General features: G+C 68.0%; 14 protein-coding genes. 9 read left to right on the top strand and 5 right to left on the bottom strand.

Annotation, left to right across the window (positions count from 1 at the left end; translation table 11 throughout):
- Positions 1-188 precede the first annotated feature (188 nt).
- Genes pxpA (IEX88_RS17855) through IEX88_RS17835 form a run of 5 tightly spaced genes read right to left on the bottom strand, consistent with a single transcriptional unit; the run spans position 189 to position 4,417 of the window.
- The gene (pxpA, locus tag IEX88_RS17855) at positions 189-914 is read right to left on the bottom strand and encodes a 5-oxoprolinase subunit PxpA (RefSeq protein ID WP_188853273.1); all 726 of its coding nucleotides are present in this window, start codon (positions 912-914) and stop codon (positions 189-191) included.
- 18 nt (positions 915-932) lie between these two features.
- The gene (locus IEX88_RS17850) at positions 933-1,925 is read right to left on the bottom strand and encodes a 5-oxoprolinase subunit C family protein (RefSeq protein ID WP_188853271.1); all 993 of its coding nucleotides are present in this window, start codon (positions 1,923-1,925) and stop codon (positions 933-935) included.
- Positions 1,918-2,787 (bottom strand): 5-oxoprolinase subunit B family protein, encoded by an 870-nt coding sequence (locus tag IEX88_RS17845; RefSeq protein WP_188853269.1) that lies wholly within the window; start codon positions 2,785-2,787, stop codon positions 1,918-1,920. Before IEX88_RS17845 ends, IEX88_RS17850 begins: the two co-directional genes overlap by 8 nt.
- On the bottom strand, positions 2,784-4,175 hold the full coding sequence (locus IEX88_RS17840) for an acetyl-CoA carboxylase biotin carboxylase subunit (RefSeq protein WP_188853267.1): 1,392 nt from the start codon (positions 4,173-4,175) through the stop codon (positions 2,784-2,786). The genes IEX88_RS17845 and IEX88_RS17840 overlap by 4 nt, the downstream gene beginning before the upstream one ends.
- A complete protein-coding gene (locus IEX88_RS17835) occupies positions 4,175-4,417 on the bottom strand; it encodes an acetyl-CoA carboxylase (protein ID WP_188853265.1) in 243 nt (80 codons plus the stop codon). Before IEX88_RS17835 ends, IEX88_RS17840 begins: the two co-directional genes overlap by 1 nt.
- A 137-nt stretch (positions 4,418-4,554) precedes the next feature.
- On the opposite strand from IEX88_RS17835, the gene IEX88_RS17830 reads away from it, so the two are divergent.
- The 9 genes from IEX88_RS17830 (at position 4,555) to IEX88_RS17790 (ending at position 16,475) form a co-directional block, all read left to right on the top strand.
- The gene (locus IEX88_RS17830) at positions 4,555-5,538 is read left to right on the top strand and encodes a LysR family transcriptional regulator (protein WP_188853263.1); all 984 of its coding nucleotides are present in this window, start codon (positions 4,555-4,557) and stop codon (positions 5,536-5,538) included.
- A gap of 91 nt (positions 5,539-5,629) precedes the next feature.
- Entirely contained in the window at positions 5,630-6,352 is a 723-nt protein-coding gene (pxpA, locus tag IEX88_RS17825) for a 5-oxoprolinase subunit PxpA (RefSeq protein WP_188853261.1), read from the top strand.
- Positions 6,353-6,477: 125 nt separating this feature from the next.
- Positions 6,478-7,449 carry an AraC-like ligand-binding domain-containing protein gene (locus tag IEX88_RS17820; protein WP_244640305.1) on the top strand — a complete coding sequence of 324 codons (972 nt, stop codon included), beginning with the start codon at positions 6,478-6,480 and terminating at the stop codon, positions 7,447-7,449.
- Between the two features lie 288 nt (positions 7,450-7,737).
- The gene (locus IEX88_RS17815) at positions 7,738-9,762 is read left to right on the top strand and encodes a hydantoinase/oxoprolinase family protein (protein ID WP_188853259.1); all 2,025 of its coding nucleotides are present in this window, start codon (positions 7,738-7,740) and stop codon (positions 9,760-9,762) included.
- Between the two features lie 5 nt (positions 9,763-9,767).
- On the top strand, positions 9,768-11,729 hold the full coding sequence (locus tag IEX88_RS17810) for a hydantoinase B/oxoprolinase family protein (RefSeq protein WP_188853257.1): 1,962 nt from the start codon (positions 9,768-9,770) through the stop codon (positions 11,727-11,729).
- 70 nt (positions 11,730-11,799) lie between these two features.
- Positions 11,800-12,882, top strand: a complete 1,083-nt coding sequence (torT, locus tag IEX88_RS17805) for a TMAO reductase system periplasmic protein TorT (RefSeq protein ID WP_188853255.1) — start codon at positions 11,800-11,802, stop codon at positions 12,880-12,882.
- Between the two features lie 32 nt (positions 12,883-12,914).
- Positions 12,915-14,465 (top strand): sugar ABC transporter ATP-binding protein, encoded by a 1,551-nt coding sequence (locus tag IEX88_RS17800; RefSeq protein WP_188853253.1) that lies wholly within the window; start codon positions 12,915-12,917, stop codon positions 14,463-14,465.
- Positions 14,462-15,475, top strand: a complete 1,014-nt coding sequence (locus IEX88_RS17795) for an ABC transporter permease (protein ID WP_188853251.1) — start codon at positions 14,462-14,464, stop codon at positions 15,473-15,475. The genes IEX88_RS17800 and IEX88_RS17795 overlap by 4 nt, the downstream gene beginning before the upstream one ends.
- Positions 15,468-16,475: an ABC transporter permease gene (locus tag IEX88_RS17790; RefSeq protein WP_244640303.1), complete on the top strand. Its 1,008-nt coding sequence runs from the start codon at positions 15,468-15,470 to the stop codon at positions 16,473-16,475. The genes IEX88_RS17795 and IEX88_RS17790 overlap by 8 nt, the downstream gene beginning before the upstream one ends.
- Positions 16,476-16,478: the final 3 nt, after the last annotated feature.

Raw genomic sequence — 16,478 nt, 5'->3', positions numbered from 1 at the left:
GTACAGGGGATGGAGCAATCTTCTCACGGTCGTCTAAAGTAATATGCTAATATTAGCGTATAATTGTATTGTCGTCTTATTTGACTAAAATCTGGGTCTGGAGCCGTGCGCACAGATGGAAGGCGCGCAGGATGAGCGCCCGTCTGAACCGGCTCCCGACGCGGCGCGGTGCCGTCGAGCGCCGCCGGTCAGAGGAAGTCGCGAAGCGCTTCGTGCACGGCACGGGCGACGCCGAGGGCGCCGGGCGTGTCGCTGTGGACGCAGATCGACTGGGCGCTGACGGCGACGTCGCGGCCGTTGACCGAGGCGGTGAGGCCTTCGGTGACGACCCGCCGGACCTTGGCCGCCGCTTCCTCGGGCGCCACCGCCGCATGCGCGCGGCTGATGATCTGCCGGCCCTCGTCGTCATAGTCGAGGTCGGCGTAGAACTCGCAGGAAAAGGCGATGCCGCGCCGCGTGAACACCTCGGACATCGCGCAGTCGGAAAAAGCGATGACCGGCAGGCCGAGCGTCTCAGCGGCATCGGCGATGCCCTCGGCCACCGGCTCCTCGCGCTGCGCCATGCCGAACAGCGCGCCATGCGGCTTGATGTGCGACAGCAGAACGCCTTCCGCCGCGGCAAAGCCCTTCAGCGCGCCGGTCTGGTAGAGGACGAGGGCGGAAACCTCCTCGCGCGAAAGGGTCATCGCGCGCCGGCCGAAACCCTGGCGGTCGGGCAGGCCGGGATGCGCGCCGATGGCGATGCCCTGGCGCTTCGCGGCCCGGACCGTCGCCCGCATCACGGCGGGATCGCCCGCGTGGAAGCCGCAGGCGATGTTGGCATGGGTGACGTAGGGCATCACCGTCTCGTCGTCGCCGAAACCGTAGAGGCCGAAACCCTCGCCCATGTCGCAGTTGATCGTCACCCCGGCCATGGCGCGCTTGCCTCCCGCTCAGGTTGCCAGCGCCGCGCCGAGACGGCCGAGCCGTTCCTTCTCGGCCCGTCGGGCGGCCAGCGCCTGTTCCATCGTGACCTTCTCGAAGCGCACGCTCTGGTGCGGCTGCAGCTGGCCGATCAGGTCCATGTCGGCCGAGATCACCGTGCCCAGCATGAAATAGCCGCCGCCGGAGACGGCGTCGCGGTGGAGGATGATCGGCTCGGTGCCGCCCGGCACCTGGATGGAGCCGTAGGGATAGCAGCTGTCGACGATGTTGGAGGGATCCGAGCCCGCCCCGAAAGGCTGCTCGCGCGGCACGAAGTCGAGCTTCTGCCCGCCGCGAAAACGATAGCCGATGCGGTCGGCCTCGGGCGCAACCTTCCAGCTGTCCTCGAAGAAGGTCGCCTGCGCCCCCTCGGTGAGGCGGTGCCAGTAGAGGCCGGGCAGGACGCGCACACTGGTGCCGGTGGCGCTGACCGGGCGGCGGATGTCGGCGGCAACGCTCGTGCCTTCGCGACCCTGTCCCGTCGATTCGCCGATCTTCACCTGGTCGCCCGCCTTCAAGGCGCGGCCCTCGAAGCCGCCGAGCGTGCCGAGCGCATAGGTCGAGCGTGATCCCAGCACCGCCGGCACGTCGATGCCGCCGGCGATGGCGATGGTCGCGCGCGCGCCGCTCTTGAGGAAGCCGAAGGACAGAACCTGGCCCGCCGCGACCTTGAACGCCGTCCAGCCGGGCTGCTCGACGCCGTCGACCTTCGGCGGCATGTCGGCGCCTGTGACGGAGACGAGCGCGTCGCAGGAAAAGCGCAGCTCCGGGCCGAGGAACACCGCCTCCAGCCCGGCGGCGCCGTCTTCGTTGCCGACCAGCCGGTTGGCGGCGATCAGCGCAAAACGGTCCATCGCGCCGGAGATCGGCAGGCCGAGATGGTAGTAGCCGGGGCGGCCGAGGTCCTGCACCGTGGTGGCCAGGCCCGGCTTGACGACGTCGAACAGGCGAACCTCAGCCATCGAGGGCCTCCAGAAGCTTGGCGTTGGTGCCTTCGGGATCGGCGGTGAAGGCGTCGAGGGAGAAGCTGACGGGGACGATCCTCGGCTCGAAGCGACCGGCCTCTACGGCTTCCACGGCCGCGTCGTAGGCGGCGCGGTCGATCGGCTTGAACTTGATGATGTCGCCGGGGCGAAAGATCATCAGTTCCCTGAGATAGCTGATCTCGCCTTTCGGATCGTAGATCGGCATCGGCGTCACCCCGAACATCTGGTAACCGCCAGCACCGCGCACCGAATAGATGCAGCCGAAGCAGCCGCCATGGCCAACCGTGAGCTTGGGCGTGTCGGTGCGGGGACGCAGGTACTTTGGCACCTCGATCTGCTTTGCGCGCTCGACCAGCTGGTAGATGAAGGGCAGGCCGGCGACGAAGCCGACCATGGAGACGAACCAGGGCGCGCCGGCATGGGCTGATATGAAGGCCTCGACGCTGTCATAGCCGTTGATCCGCGCGCCGTATTCGAGGTCGGTCGAGTCCGGGTCCTGGTGTCGCTCGCGAAAGCGCATCAGGGTCTCGTGCGTCCAGGGATCGTTGTAGAGGACGGGGATCTCGATGATCCGCGTCTCGATCGTCTTGTCCGAGCTCTCCGCCGCCGCCTCGAAGCCCTTGAGCTTCTCCATCAGCGCGTCCGGCGCGATCACGTCGGGATCGAACTTGATCTGGAACGAGGCGTTGGCCGGGCAGATCTCGGTGATGCCGGCAATGCCGCTGTCGCGCACGGCATTGGTCATCGAGAGGCTCTTGAAGAAGGCCTCGAGCGACATTTCCTCGTCCACCTCGACGAAGATGTGCTCGTCGCCGCCGTAGGAATAGCGTGTCGTCATCGGCTGGTTTCCGCTTCGGAGGGTGTCGGGGAGCCGAGAGGATGGGCGGTGAGCCACTCCTCCAGCCAGCGGGTGTGGAAATTCCCGGCCCGCACGTCCGGGTCGGCCGCCAGCGCCAGATGCAGCGGCGTCGTGGTCGGCAGGCCCTCGACCGTCAGTTCGCCGAGGGCCCGCGCCATGCGGGTGATGGCGGCATCGCGCGTCTCGTCATGGACGACGAGCTTGCCGAGGAGGGAATCGTAGAAGGGCGGCACAGCGTAGCCGGCATAGAGCATCGTATCGAAGCGCACGCCCATGCCGCCGGGAATTTCCAGCGCCGTGACGGTGCCGGGGGCCGGGCGGAAATCCAGCGCCGGATCCTCGGCGCAGATACGCGCCTCCACGGCATGGCCCCGCAACTCGACGTCCTCCTGCCGGATCGTCAGCGCCTCGCCACCCGCGATGCGGATCATCCAGCGCACGAGATCGATGCCGGTGATCATCTCGGTGACGGGATGCTCGACCTGGATGCGGGTGTTCATTTCGATGAAGAAGAACTCGCCGGTGGTCTCGTCGAAGAGATATTCGAGCGTTCCGGCACCGCGATAGCCCACCCGTTCGGCAAGGCGCACGGCCGAGGTGCACAGCGCCTCGCGCTGGTCGGGGCGCAGGCACGCGGCGGGCGCCTCCTCCCAGACCTTCTGGCGGCGGCGCTGCAGCGAGCATTCGCGCTCGAACAGGTGGATGGCGTTTGTGCCGTCGCCGAGGATCTGCACCTCGACATGCCGCGCTTTGGCGATGAAGCGCTCGAGATAGAGGCCGCCGTCGCCGAAGGCGGCCTTCGCCTCGCCGCTCGCCTGCGGGATCAGCACGGCCAGCTCGGTCTCGTCGCGGGCGACGCGGATGCCGCGCCCGCCACCGCCGGCCGAGGCCTTGATCATGAGAGGATAGCCGATGTCGCGGGCGGCAAGGACCGCCGCCTCGACGCTCTCGACCACGCCGTCGCTGCCCGGCACCGTCGGCACGCCGGCCTCCATCGCCTCCTGCCGGGCGCGGGCCTTGTCGCCCATCTTGCGGATGGTCTCCGGCCGCGGGCCGATGAAGACGAGGCCGGCGGCCTCGACCATCTCGGCAAACTCGGCATTCTCCGACAGGAAGCCGTAGCCGGGATGCACTGCGTCGCAGCCGCTGTCGATCGCGGCCTGCACCATCACGGCCTTGTTCAGATAGGATTTCGTCGCATGCGCCGGGCCGACCGGCATGGTCTCGTCGGCGAGCCGCGCCGCCAGCATCGCCCCGTCCGCCGCGCTCACCGCCTGGACGGTAGCAAGGCCGAGCTCGCGGGCGGCGCGGATGATGCGGACGGCGATCTCGCCGCGATTGGCGACGAAGACCTTGGAGATCGCCATCAGGCGTCGAGGTCGTAGAGCGGCTGGCCGGCCATCACCGCGTCTTCATTGTCGACATGGAAGGCCGTGAGCGTCCCGGCCTCCTCGGCCACGACCGGGGTGAAGGACTTCATCACCTCGATCAGCCCGATCGTGTCGCCGACCGCGACGGCGTCGCCCTCGGCCTTGAACACGGGCTCGCCGGGCGAGGCCGAGCGGTAGAAGGTGCCCGGAAGCGGGGCCTGGATGGTCTTGACGGTCATGCTGGCCAGATCCTGATTGCGTCGGAATTTCTGAGAGACTTGCAAAACTCGGGCAGGCGGTAAAATCGCAATTTAAAATTGGGGCCATCGGAAAATCCGATATGGTTGGGGTCAGACCCTTGCCTCGGAGACGCGCCATGTCCGTTTCGCTCAAGCAGATCCGCTATTTTGTCGCCGCCGCGGAAGCCGGGCGGATCGGGCAGGCGGCGGTGGCGCTGAACGTTTCGCAGTCGGCGGTCACCGCCGCCATCCAGCAGCTGGAGGCGCTGCTCGGCACCCGTCTGCTCGAGCGCACGCCGTCCGGCGTCACCGTCACGCTGGAAGGCAGCCGCTTCCTGTCGCAGGGGCGGCACATCCTGGCGGCGGTCGCCGAGGCGGTGCACAGTCCGCATGTCTCGGGCGACGCCATCACCGGCAAGGTCCGCGTCGGCGTCACCTACACCGTCGCCGGCTATTTCCTGCCGCGCCACCAGATGCGCTTCCAGGCGAATTTTCCGGGCGTCACCATCGAGCTGTTCGAGGCGCCGCGCGACGTGCTGGAGCAGGCGCTCGCCGACGGCGTGCTCGACATTGCGGTGCTGCTGGTCTCCAATCTGCGCGACGAGGCCCGGATCGCCAGCGAAATTCTCACGCGGTCGCCGCGCCGCCTCTGGCTCGCGCCCGGCCATCCCCTGACCTCGGCCGAGCGCGTGCGGCTCGCCGACATCGCGCAGCATCCGTATGTGATGCTGACGGTCGACGAGGCCAAGCACACGGCGATGCGCTATTGGAGCGCCGCCGATCTCGAGCCGCGCACCATCTTCCGCACCTCCTCGGTAGAGGCCGTGCGCTCGATGGTGGCCGGCGGAATGGGGATCACCGTGCTGTCGGAGCTGATCTACCGGCCGTGGTCGCTGGAGGGCCAGCGCATCGAGACCCGCATCATCGAGGACGAGGTGCCGAGCATGGATGTCGGCCTCGCCTGGAGTCGGGAGGCGGAGCTCGGCAGCGCCACCGAGGCCTTCCGCAACTTCCTGCGCTTTGCCGTCACGGGCGTCGGCGCCGGTCGCGCGGGTGCCGCGGGCGAGGGCGCAGGACCGGCTCGCAAGCCATCGGTTTTTCAGATGTCGCCGTCCGTTTAATACGATTTGACGGGAGACCCCGCCGTTATCCACGTTTGGTCCGAACAGCGGGTCGGCCCAGCGAGGCCGCGACCGGCGAAGGGAGTGCGGCATGGTCACCATCAACTGCGACATGGGCGAGGGGTTCAGCCTCTATCGCTGCGGCGACGATGCCGGCATCATGCCGCATATCCACATCGCCAACGTCGCCTGCGGCTTCCATGCCTCCGACCCGTCGATCATGCGCGCCACGGTGAAGCTCGCCGGCGAGCACGGCGTCGCCGTCGGGGCGCATCCGTCCTTCCCCGACCTGCAGGGTTTCGGCCGGCGCGAGATGAAGATGGGCCGGGACGAGCTCTCGGCCTGCATCGTCTACCAGGTCGGCGCGCTGAAGGCCTTTCTCGATGAGGCCGGCATGAAGCTGAACCACATCAAGCCGCATGGCGCGCTCTACGGCGCCGCCACCCGCCACGAGGACGTGGCGGAGGCCATCGCCGATGCCGCGGAGATTTTTGGCGTGCCGCTGCTCGGCATGGCCGGCACGCTGCAGGAAACGGTCTACACCCGGCGCGCCATTCCCTTCGTCGCCGAGTACTATGCCGACCTCGACTATGACGCCGAGGGGCGGCTGATCATCACCCGCGAGCACGAGGCCAAGGACGCGGCGGAAGCGGCGCGCCGGGCCGTCCGGGTGATGAACGAGGGCCTGGCGACCAATATCGAGGGCGGCGACCTGCCGATGCGCGCCGACACGGTCTGCATCCATTCCGATACGCCGGGGGCCGATCAACTGGCGCGCGCCGTCCACTCGGCCCTGCGCCCGTGGTTTGGTTGACCCAAGCCGTGGGAAGCGTTTGGCTGATGCGTCGCGCGGAGGGAGGCGAGGGCCCGACCCTCGTATAAAAAGGTCGCCTGAGGGTGTCCCGCCCGCAGGGCCGTTCACGGGGATAGGAGTTGCGGATGATGCGAGCCACCTTCTCGACCGGCAGCAGTCCCAAGGGCGGCAGCAAGGCGTTTTGGCAGGAGGCCGTCTCGCAGACCTATTTCCCGCTCGACCTGCGCTTCCAGTCGGTCGACGAGTTCGACGGCACGCTCGACGCCTGGACGCTCGGCTCGATCGCGGTCTCGCGCAACCGCTGCGACGGCCTGCTCTACCGGCGCCACGAACGCCACCTCCTGAACGAGCGGGAGGAGAGCTTTCTGATCACCGTGCCGGAGGTGGCGGAAATCCGCTTCGCCCAGGATGGCCAGGAGGTGCTGTGTCGTCCCGGCCAGTTCCTGATCGAGCGCAGCCATCTGCCCTATGAGTTCAGCCACCGCGAGCGCGCCGCGCTCTGGGTGCTGAAGATCCCGAGCGACGTGCTGCGCGCCCGCATCGCCCGGCCGGAGCGCCTGGCGACGCTGCAGTTCGACGCCAGCCGCTCCGTCGGGGCGCTGTTCGTCGACATGCTGCGCCTGACGGCGCCGCGGCTCGACGAGATGGAGGAGGCGGAGCGCGCGCAGATGGGGCGCCATCTCGTCGACCTCCTGGCCATGGCGATCGAGGCCGACCAGAGGGTTTTGGCCGGCCGCTCGTCCTCGGTGCGCAACGCCCATCTGCACCGGGCCGAGCACTTCATCGGCACGCGTCTGCACGATCCGCATCTGGCGCCCCAGACCATCGCCGACGACTGCGGCATTTCGCTGCGCTATCTCCACCAGCTGTTCGAGGCGGAGGGCACGACGGTCTCGGCGCATGTCCGCAACCGGCGACTCCTGATGTGCGACGCGGCGCTGAAGGACCCGCATTGCCGCAAGGCGATCGCCGAAATCGCCTATGACTGGGGATTCGGCGATCAGGCGCAGTTCAGCCGCAGCTACCGCGCGCGCTTCGGCTGCACGCCGAGCGAGGTCCGCGCCGCCGCGCGTGCGGCGAGCCTCGCCCGCACCTGAACGGGACGTCGGGCGCGCACTGCACAAGACGGTGCCGCCCCCATGTTGCAGTGCATGGTCGGGAAACGGGCAGATCGCGCCGCGGCCCAAAATTTGTGCCAGTTTGCAGTCTCGAACAAAGATTGATGCGCTGAGGATCAAGAGAAGTGGCGGAAAAGCCCGTTTAATCCATCCCGACAGCGCGGGCATCGGCCCGCCGCCGCCAGGCACCGGACGGAATGTCCGCCGTGCCGAGGTCGGTGGCGGACCCCGCGCTCCGGACCACCGGAAAGGGAAAAACGCTCAGCCATGCAGAATCTCCGCGTAGCCGTCGATGTCGGCGGCACTTTCACCGACATCTGCATCATGGACGAGGACACCGGTCTCATCCGGATCGAGAAGACCTCCTCCACGCCCGATCCGATCGACGGGATCATGGGCGGCGTCGCCAAGGCCGGCATCGACCTCTCCAAGGTCGCGCTGTTTTCGCACGGCACCACGGTGGCGACGAATGCGCTGATCACCCGCCGCCTGCCGCGCACCGCCATGGTGTCGACGGAAGGCTTTCGCGACGTGATCGAGATCCGCCGCGCCAACAAGGAAGACCTCTGGGACGTCTACAAGGACGTCGTCAAACCCTACATCCCGCGCCGCGACCGGCTGACCGTGCCCGAACGCATCGACAGCGCGGGCCGGGTCGTCGAGGCGCTCGACGAGGACAAGGCGCGCGACGTCGCCCGCATCCTGAAGAAGCGCGGCGTCGCGGCGATCGCCGTCTGCTTCATGAACGCCTATCTCAACGGCGAGAACGAGCGCCGCATGCGCGAAATCCTGCTGGAAGCGATGCCGGACGTGCCGGTCTCGATCTCCTCGCAGGTGCTGCCCGAGATTTTCGAGCACGAGCGCTTCTCGACCACCGTCGTCAACGCCGCCCTGAGCCCGGTGGTCGTCAGCTACACCACGCGGCTCGGCGACCGTCTCGCCGCCGAGGGCTACAGCCGCGACCTCCTGCTGCTCCACACCGGCGGCGGCGTGATGACGCCGGCGAGCGTCAAGGATTTCGCCGCGCGGCTCGCGGGCTCGGGCATCGCCGCCGGCGCCATCGCCAGCCGCCACATTGCGGGCCTCTGCGGCTATCCCAACTCGATCGGCCTCGACATGGGCGGTACGTCGACCGACGTCTCGCTCGCCTATGAGGGCCAGTCACGGGTGACCAAGGACTGGTACATCGAGTTCGGCTACCCCATCCGTTTCTCCTCGATCGAGGTGCTGACCATCGGCGCCGGCGGCGGCTCGCTGGCCTGGACGGACGATGCCGGCTCGCTGCGCAACGGCCCGCAATCGGCCGGCGCCTTTCCCGGTCCCGCCTGCTACGGCAACGGCAACCCGCAGCCGACCAACACCGACGCCAATGTCACGCTCGGCCGTCTCGGCACGAGTCTGGCCGGCGGTAAGGTCACGCTCGACCCGGTCCTGGCGCGCACCGCGGTGGAGGAGGGCGTGGCGAAACCCTTCGACCTCTCCGCCGAGGACGCCGCCGACGCCATCCTGCGCGTCGCCAATGCCAACATGTCCGACGCGGTGCGGCTGATCTCGATCAGCCGCGGCTACGACCCGCGCGATTTCGCCCTCGTCGCCTTCGGCGGGGCCGGAGCCCTGCACGGCGTCGACGTCGCCCGCGAGCTGGCGATCCCGGTGGTGATCGTGCCGCCGAACCCCGGCGTCACCTCGGCGCTCGGCTGCCTGCTCGTCGACATGCAGCACGACTTTTCCGAGAACTGCATGGTCGATGCCGAGGCCGCGGACCCGGTCGCCATCGAGGCGCAGTTCGCCCGCATCGAGCGCGAGGCGCTGGACCGGCTGATCCACGAGGGCGTGGCCGAGGGCGACATCGTGCTGCAGCGCACCATCGACATGATGTATCGCGGCCAGTGGCGCTCGCTCGCCGTGTCGACGCCGAGCCCGATCACCTCGATCGCCGGCCTCGTCGCCGACTTCCACCGCGAGCACCATCGCGAATACAATTTCCGCCGTGACGACGCGCCGGTCAGCTTCTTCCGCGTCAACGTCAAGGCGATCGGCGTGGTGCCGAAGGCGGAGCTCGCGGTGCACGCGCCGACGGGCGTCAGCCCCGATCCGGTCTCGCGACGCGCCGTCTGGTTCGACAACCAGTCGCACGACACCCCGGTCTACCAGCGCGACGACCTGCGCTGCGGCTTCGTCTTTCCGGGACCCGCGATCGTCGAACAGGTCGACAGCACCGTGGTCGTTCCGCCCGGCGCCACCGCCGAGGTCGACCAATATCTGAACATCCTCATCCGCGTGAAGGGCTGACAGCGATGGCGAGCGAACAGACTCTCGATCCCGTGACCTTCGAGGTCCTGAAGAATTCCTTCATCACCAGCGTCGACCAGATGGGCGAGCAGATCCTGCGGACCTGCTATTCCTTCGTGATCTACAACCACGACTTCTCCAGCGGCCTGCACGACGCCAACGGCGAATGCGCCGCCCAGGGCAACCAGGACATCGCCGTCCACGTCGGCACGCTGCACTTCACCTGCAAGGACGTGATGCGCGCCTTCGAGGGCGACATGCACGAGGGCGACGTCTTCGCCATCAACGATCCCTATGCCGGCGGCACGCATTTCTCCGACGTGCGCCTCGTCCGGCCGATCTTCTCGGAAGGCAAGATCATCGCCTTTTCCCAGTCGAACGGCCACTGGTCGGATGTCGGCGGCAGCGTGCCCGGCTCCTTCGACGTCTCGGCCAAGGACATGTTCCGCGAGGGCCTGCGCATCACGCCGGTGCGCCTCTTCGACAAGGGCGTCTTCCGCAAGGACGTCGCCAACCTCATCGCCTCCAACACCCGCGATCCCGCCTCGATCATCGGCGACATCCAGTCCCAGGCCGAGGCGACGGCCGTCTGCGAGCGCGAGATCCTGCGCCTCGTCGGCAAGTATGGCCGCAACACGGTCGAGACCGGCCTTTCCGAGGTGCAGGACTATGTCGAGCGCGCCGTGCGCCAGCGCATCCAGGCGCTGCCGGACGGCGAGTGGGAGACGGTCGACTTCATCGACCGCGACCCGTCGGGCGGCGAGGGCATGATCCCGATCCGCATCAAGATGACGATCAAGGGCGACAAGGCGATCTACGATTTCACCGGCAGCCATCCGGTGATCGGCACGATCTACAACTCCGCCTTCGGCACCACCTTCTCGGCCGTCGCCGCGGGCATGAAGACCTTCTTCCCCGACCTGCCGCTGAATTCCGGCTTCTACCGCGCCTTCGAGATCATCGCGCCGGAAGGCTCGATCGTCGACGCGAAATGGCCGGTGGCGGTGACCGGTTTCCTGATGCCGTTCGAGAAGATCATGAACTCGATCTACGAGATGTGGTCGCAGCTGATGCCGGAGCGGGCGCTCGCCTGCGCCTTCAACCTCGAATATCTCCTGACCGGCGGCCGCGATGCACGCTCCGACGACAAGCCGATCTTCATGTTCTACGACTGGCTGCCTGGCGGCTGGGGTGGGCGCAACGGCAAGGACGGCGCCAACGTCACCACCGCCTGCTTCGGCACCGGCATGATGGCGCAGCCGGTAGAGGGGCAGGAGCGGGCCAACCCGATCCTCACCACCGAATGCGAGATCCTGCAGGACTCGGCCGGCCCCGGCAAATGGCGCGGCGGCGTCGGCGTGCGCAAGACCTCGCTGATGCTGGCCGCCGAGGACACGGTGATCTCCTACATCTGCGACCGCGAATGCGCGATCGTCTGGGGGATCGAGGGCGGGCTGCCCTCCAGCCCGCACGGCCTGACGCTGAAGCGGGCCGGCGCCGATCACACCGAAAGGCTCGGCACCATCTTCTCCGACGTCAGGATCGGCGAGGGCGACGTGTTCTCCCGGCCGACGGCCGGCGGCGGCGGTTTTGGCGATCCGCTCGACCGCGACCCCTCGCATGTCCTCGAAGACGTGATCGACGACTACGTCTCGGTCGAGCGCGCCGCCAAGGATTATGGCGTCGTCATCCGCGCCATCGACGCCGAGCTCTGCGATTATGCGCTCGACGCCGCGGCGACCGAGACCCTGCGCGCCGAGGTCCGCCGAAAACGCGTCGACTGGGCCCGCACCGATCCGGAAGGCGTCGCGGCAAAGTTCCGCAGCGGCGAGATCGATGCCCTCGATGCGATCCGCCAGCACGCGGTGATCCTCGACTGGGGGACGGGCGAGCTCCTGCCTGAATCCACGCGGCAGTTCCGCGAGACCTTCGAGCGGCGATCCGTCGCCAACTGGGCTGCCGTCTAGGCAGCGCGAAGCAGTGCCGTCGGACGGGGCCCTCGTCCGCTTTCCCCCTCAAGCAAGAAGGATTGAAGCCATGTCTCTTCGCTCTCGCCTCCGCCACAGCCTCGGCGCCGCCACCTGCCTCGGCCTCGTCGCCGGCGCCGTGTCGCCGAGCCTTGCCGCCGACGCTGCCTGGTGGCCGATGAAGATCTACGACTCGTCCTCGGGCACGCCCGTCGACGCCGAGTACACGCCGCTGGAAAAGGCGGAGAAGCCGTACAATCTCTGCGTCCTTTTCCCGCACATGAAGGACAGCTTCTGGGTCGCGGTCGCCTATGGCGTCGTCAAGCAGGCCGAGGCGATGAACGTCAACATGACGCTCTACGAGGCCGGCGGTTACGAGAACCTGCCCAAGCAGCTGTCGCAGTTCGACGACTGCCTCGCCAGCGGATCGGACGCCATCATCGTCGGCGCGATCTCCGGCGCCGGCCTCGAACAGAAGTTCAAGGAAGCGGCGGCCAAGAACATTCCGGTCGTCGGCGTCACCAACCCGATCCCGGCCAATGCGACGCCGGCCGCCAACGCCGTCGACTTCGTCGCCATGGGCGCGGTGACGGGCGAGGGCCTTTTGGCGCAGCTGCCGGCCGGCGAGAAGGCCAATGTCGTGACCTTTCCCGGCCCGGCCGGCTCGGGCTGGGCGGAATCCTTCAACGAGGGCTTCAAGACGGCCGTCTCCAAGAATCCGGACGTCACCATCCTCGACGAGAAGTTCGGCGACAGCGGCGTCGCCGTGCAGCTGCAGCTCATCCAGGACGCGCTGCAGGCGCATCCGGACATGAACGTGATCTGGGGTTCGGCCCCGACGGCGGAAGCGGCGATCGGCGCCGTGGCGGAAGCCGGCCGCACCGATATCAAGATCATGTCGTCCTACGAGAACCAGGCCATGCTCGACGCGCTGAACCGCGGTGACATCCTGGCTTTCGCCACGCAATATCCGGTCGGCGAGGGCGCCATCGCCATCGATCAGGCGGTGCGGCTGCTCGAGAAGAAGCCGGTGATGAGCCTCGTCCAGCCGGTCGCGGCGGTGGTCGACAAGACCACGGTGCCGAACCTGAAGATGGACCTGATCCTGGCACCCGGCGACTGGACGCCGGTCTATACCGTCAAGGCCAAGTAGGCCCCGACGCAACCACAAGCGAAGGAGACGACATGGGGCAGACCGGCGAAGTCGGAACGCCCCGCCAGGAGACGGAGCCGCTGCTCCACCTGGCGGGCATCTCGAAGCGGTTCACGGGCGTCCTCGCCCTCGACCGGGTCGATCTCGACGTGCGTGCCGGCGAGCTCCATGTCCTCTTCGGCGAGAACGGGGCGGGAAAGTCGACGCTGATCAACGTCATCGCCGGCACCTTCCCGCCCGATGGCGGCACGTTCCGCTTCGGCGACGAGGAGATCCGCCACCTGACGCCGCAGCGCGCCCGCGCCATCGGCATCAGCCCGGTCTTCCAGGAATTCTCGCTGGTGCCGACCATGACCGTCGAGCAGAACCTCTTCCTCGGCCGAGAACTCTCCACCGGCAGCGTGCTGCGCGCCGGCGACATGCGCAAGCGGGCGCGGGCGCTGATCGACGAGCTCGGCTTCGACCTCGATCCCGCCGCCCGCGTCGACGACCTGTCGCGGGCGCACCAGCAGATGGCCGAAATCGCCAAGGCCCTGCTCGGCAAAGCCCGCCTTCTGATCCTCGACGAGCCCACCGCCTCGCTGACCGAGCGCGAGACCGGCCGGCTGTTCGAGCTGATCGCCAAGCTGAAGGCACAAGGGGTCGGCATCATCTACGTCTCGCATCGCATGCGCGAGATCCGGGCGCTGGCCGACCGCGTCACCGTGCTGCGCGACGGCCGCCATATCCGCACGTTGGACGCCGCCACCGTCACCGACGGGGAACTGGTCGAGCTGATGACCGGCCGCAAGATCGACGTGCTCTTTCCGACGATCCCTCACGCGCCCGGCAAGGTGGCCGTGGATGTCGAGAACCTCTCGGTCGCCGGCGGGATCGTCTCGGATGTGAATTTCTACGCCCGCGCCGGCGAGATCACCGGGATCGCCGGGCTGGTCGGTTGCGGCAAGTCGGAACTGGTGCGCGCCATCTACGGGCTCGAAAAGGTGACCGGCGGCACCGTCCGCCTGAATGGCCTGCCCTACGAGGCAGCCGAGCCGCGCGCCAGCCTGCGCCAGGGCGTCGCCTATTTCCCGGCCAACCGCGTCGCCGAAGGGCTCGCGCTGTCGCGACCGATCCGCGAGAACGCCTCGATGACGGCGCTCGACCTCAAGCGCTTCGTCACCTTCGGCGTGCTGCGCCAGGGCGCCGAGAGACTGTTGATCAACCCGATCATGGAACAGCTGAATCTCCGCCCGCCCAACATCGAGCGGGCCGTCGGCAACCTGTCCGGCGGCAACCGGCAGAAGGTGATGCTGGGAAGGGCGCTGACGCGCGACCTCACGATCTTCCTGTTCGACGAGCCGAGCGTCGGCATCGACGTCGGCGCCAAGGTCGAGGTCTACGAATTCATGAAGCGGCTGGTCGAGGCGGGCGCAGCGGTGATCGTCGTCTCGTCCGAACTCCCGGAGGTGCTGGCCTTGTCGAACCGCCTCTATGTCATGCATCACGGCCGTATCGCCGCCGAGCTTGAGGGGGAGGCCAAGACCGAGCAGAACGTCTTGTCGAGCTTCTTCAAGGACCATCTGGCCGAGGCCGCCGCATGAGCGCCGCCGACGCCACCCGCCACCCGGGCGCCCCGGCGCGATCCGGTTTTCCGATCCGGCTCGGCTTCCTGCCCGTCCTCCTCATCGCCGTCGTCATCGGGATGTCGCTCGTCTCGCCGCAGTTCTACGGCCCGATCAACATCATCAACATCCTGCGCAACGCGTCCCTGCTCACCATCGTCGCCTGCGGCCAGGCGATCGTCATCATCGCCGGCGGCTTCGACCTCTCGGTCGGCGCGGTGATCGCGCTGGCGAGCGTCGTCACCGCCAAGGTGATGGGCATGGCCGCGCTCGTCTTTCCCGGCAACGACGCGGCGATCATCGCCTGCGGCGTGCTCGCCGGCCTCGGCTCGGGCCTAGCGGTCGGGCTGGTGAACGGCATCTGCGTCGCCAAGCTGAAGGTTTCCGGCTTCGTGGTGACGCTCGGCACCATGTCGGCGGCGGCCGGCGTCGGCCTGATGATCACCAGCGGCATCCCGGTCTACGGCATGCCGGAAAGCTTCGTGAAGCAATTCGGCCGCGCCCAGTTCCTCGGCCTGCCGACGGCGATCTACGTCGCCATCGCGGTCGTGCTGGTGATGATCTTCGTGCAGCGGCGGACGCTGTTCGGGCGCTACGTCTTCGCCATCGGCGGCAATGCCGAGGCGGCGACGATTTCCGGCGTGTCGGTCAACCGCCACCTCGTCGGCACCTATGTCCTGTCCGGCGTGCTGGCGGCGGCGACCGGCATCCTTCTCACCGCCCAGGTCGGCTCCGGCCAGGCGAGTTTCGGCGGCGACCGGATGATGCTGCAGTCTATCGCGGCAGCGGTGATCGGTGGCGTCAGCCTGCGCGGCGGCATCGGCCGGATCGAGATCGTCACGGTCAGCGCGCTGTTCCTGACCATACTGAGCAATGCCCTCAACCTTCTGCAGATCGACTCGCGGCTGCAGCCGGTCTTCCTCGGCGTCATCATGGTGGCGGCGGTGGCGGCCGAGGAACTCAGCCGTAGGAGGAAGGCGCGTGTCTGATCTGGCTCCCCCCGTGGCGCTCGCCGAAACCGGCGCCGACGCCTCCGTCCGCGAACAGCTCTGGCAATGGGCCCTGCCGATCGCCCTCGTCGTCCTGTTCCTCGCTTTCGCTTTGGCCGACAGCCGCGTCCTCTCCGCCGCCAACCTTCTCAACATCGCCCAGCAGACGAGCTACATCGCGCTCTTCGCCATGGCGCAGGCGGTGGTGATCATCACCCGCGGCTTCGACCTTTCGCTCGGCCCCGCCGTGTCGATGGTCAGCGTCGGCGCGGCGGTGGCGATGACGGCGGCCGTCGGCGGTGGCAGTGATCCCGTCACCGTGCTGCTCATCGGCCTCGTCGCGGGCATTGGCCTCGGTGCCGCCACGGGCCTGTTCAACGGCGTGGTGATCGCGCTGCTCGGCGTCAGCCCCTTCGTCGCCACGCTCGGCAGCTACAACATCGCCATCGGCATCGCGACGACGCTGTCGGCCGGCAAGCCCGTGCAGGGCATGCCGGACCTGTTCTCGACGCTGCTCTACCGCGGCGAGGTTTTCGGCGTCCCGGCGGCGATCGTCATCGCCGTCGTCGCCGGCCTGATCCTGCATTTCACCCTGACACGCACGGTATTCGGCCGATCGCTCTACATCGTCGGCACCAATCCGCGCGCGGCGGCGGTGGCCGGCATCCCGGTAAAGCGCGTCCTCGTCTCCGCCTATGTCCTCTGCTCCTCGCTCGCCGCGCTGGGCGCCCTGATGCTGACGGCCCGCACCGGTTCGGGCGAGCCCAATCTCGGCGGCTCGCTGTCGCTGCAGGCGATCGCCGCGGCCGTCGTCGGCGGTACCAGCCTGGCCGGCGGGCGCGGCGGCGTCGGCACGGCGGTGCTCGGCGCGCTGTTCATCACCGTCCTGTCCAACGGCATGAACCTGACGCGCATCGACGGCTACGTGCAGATGGTCGTGCTCGGCGCCATCGTCATCGTCGGCGTCGTCCTCGACCGGGCCCGCCTGAAGACGCGCTGAAGA

The sequence above is a fragment of the Aureimonas glaciei genome (assembly GCF_014643375.1).
In the GTDB taxonomy this organism is placed as follows: domain Bacteria; phylum Pseudomonadota; class Alphaproteobacteria; order Rhizobiales; family Rhizobiaceae; genus Plantimonas; species Plantimonas glaciei.
Note: the sequence above shows the minus strand (reverse complement) of the source record. Positions and strands in the feature narration are given on the sequence as shown.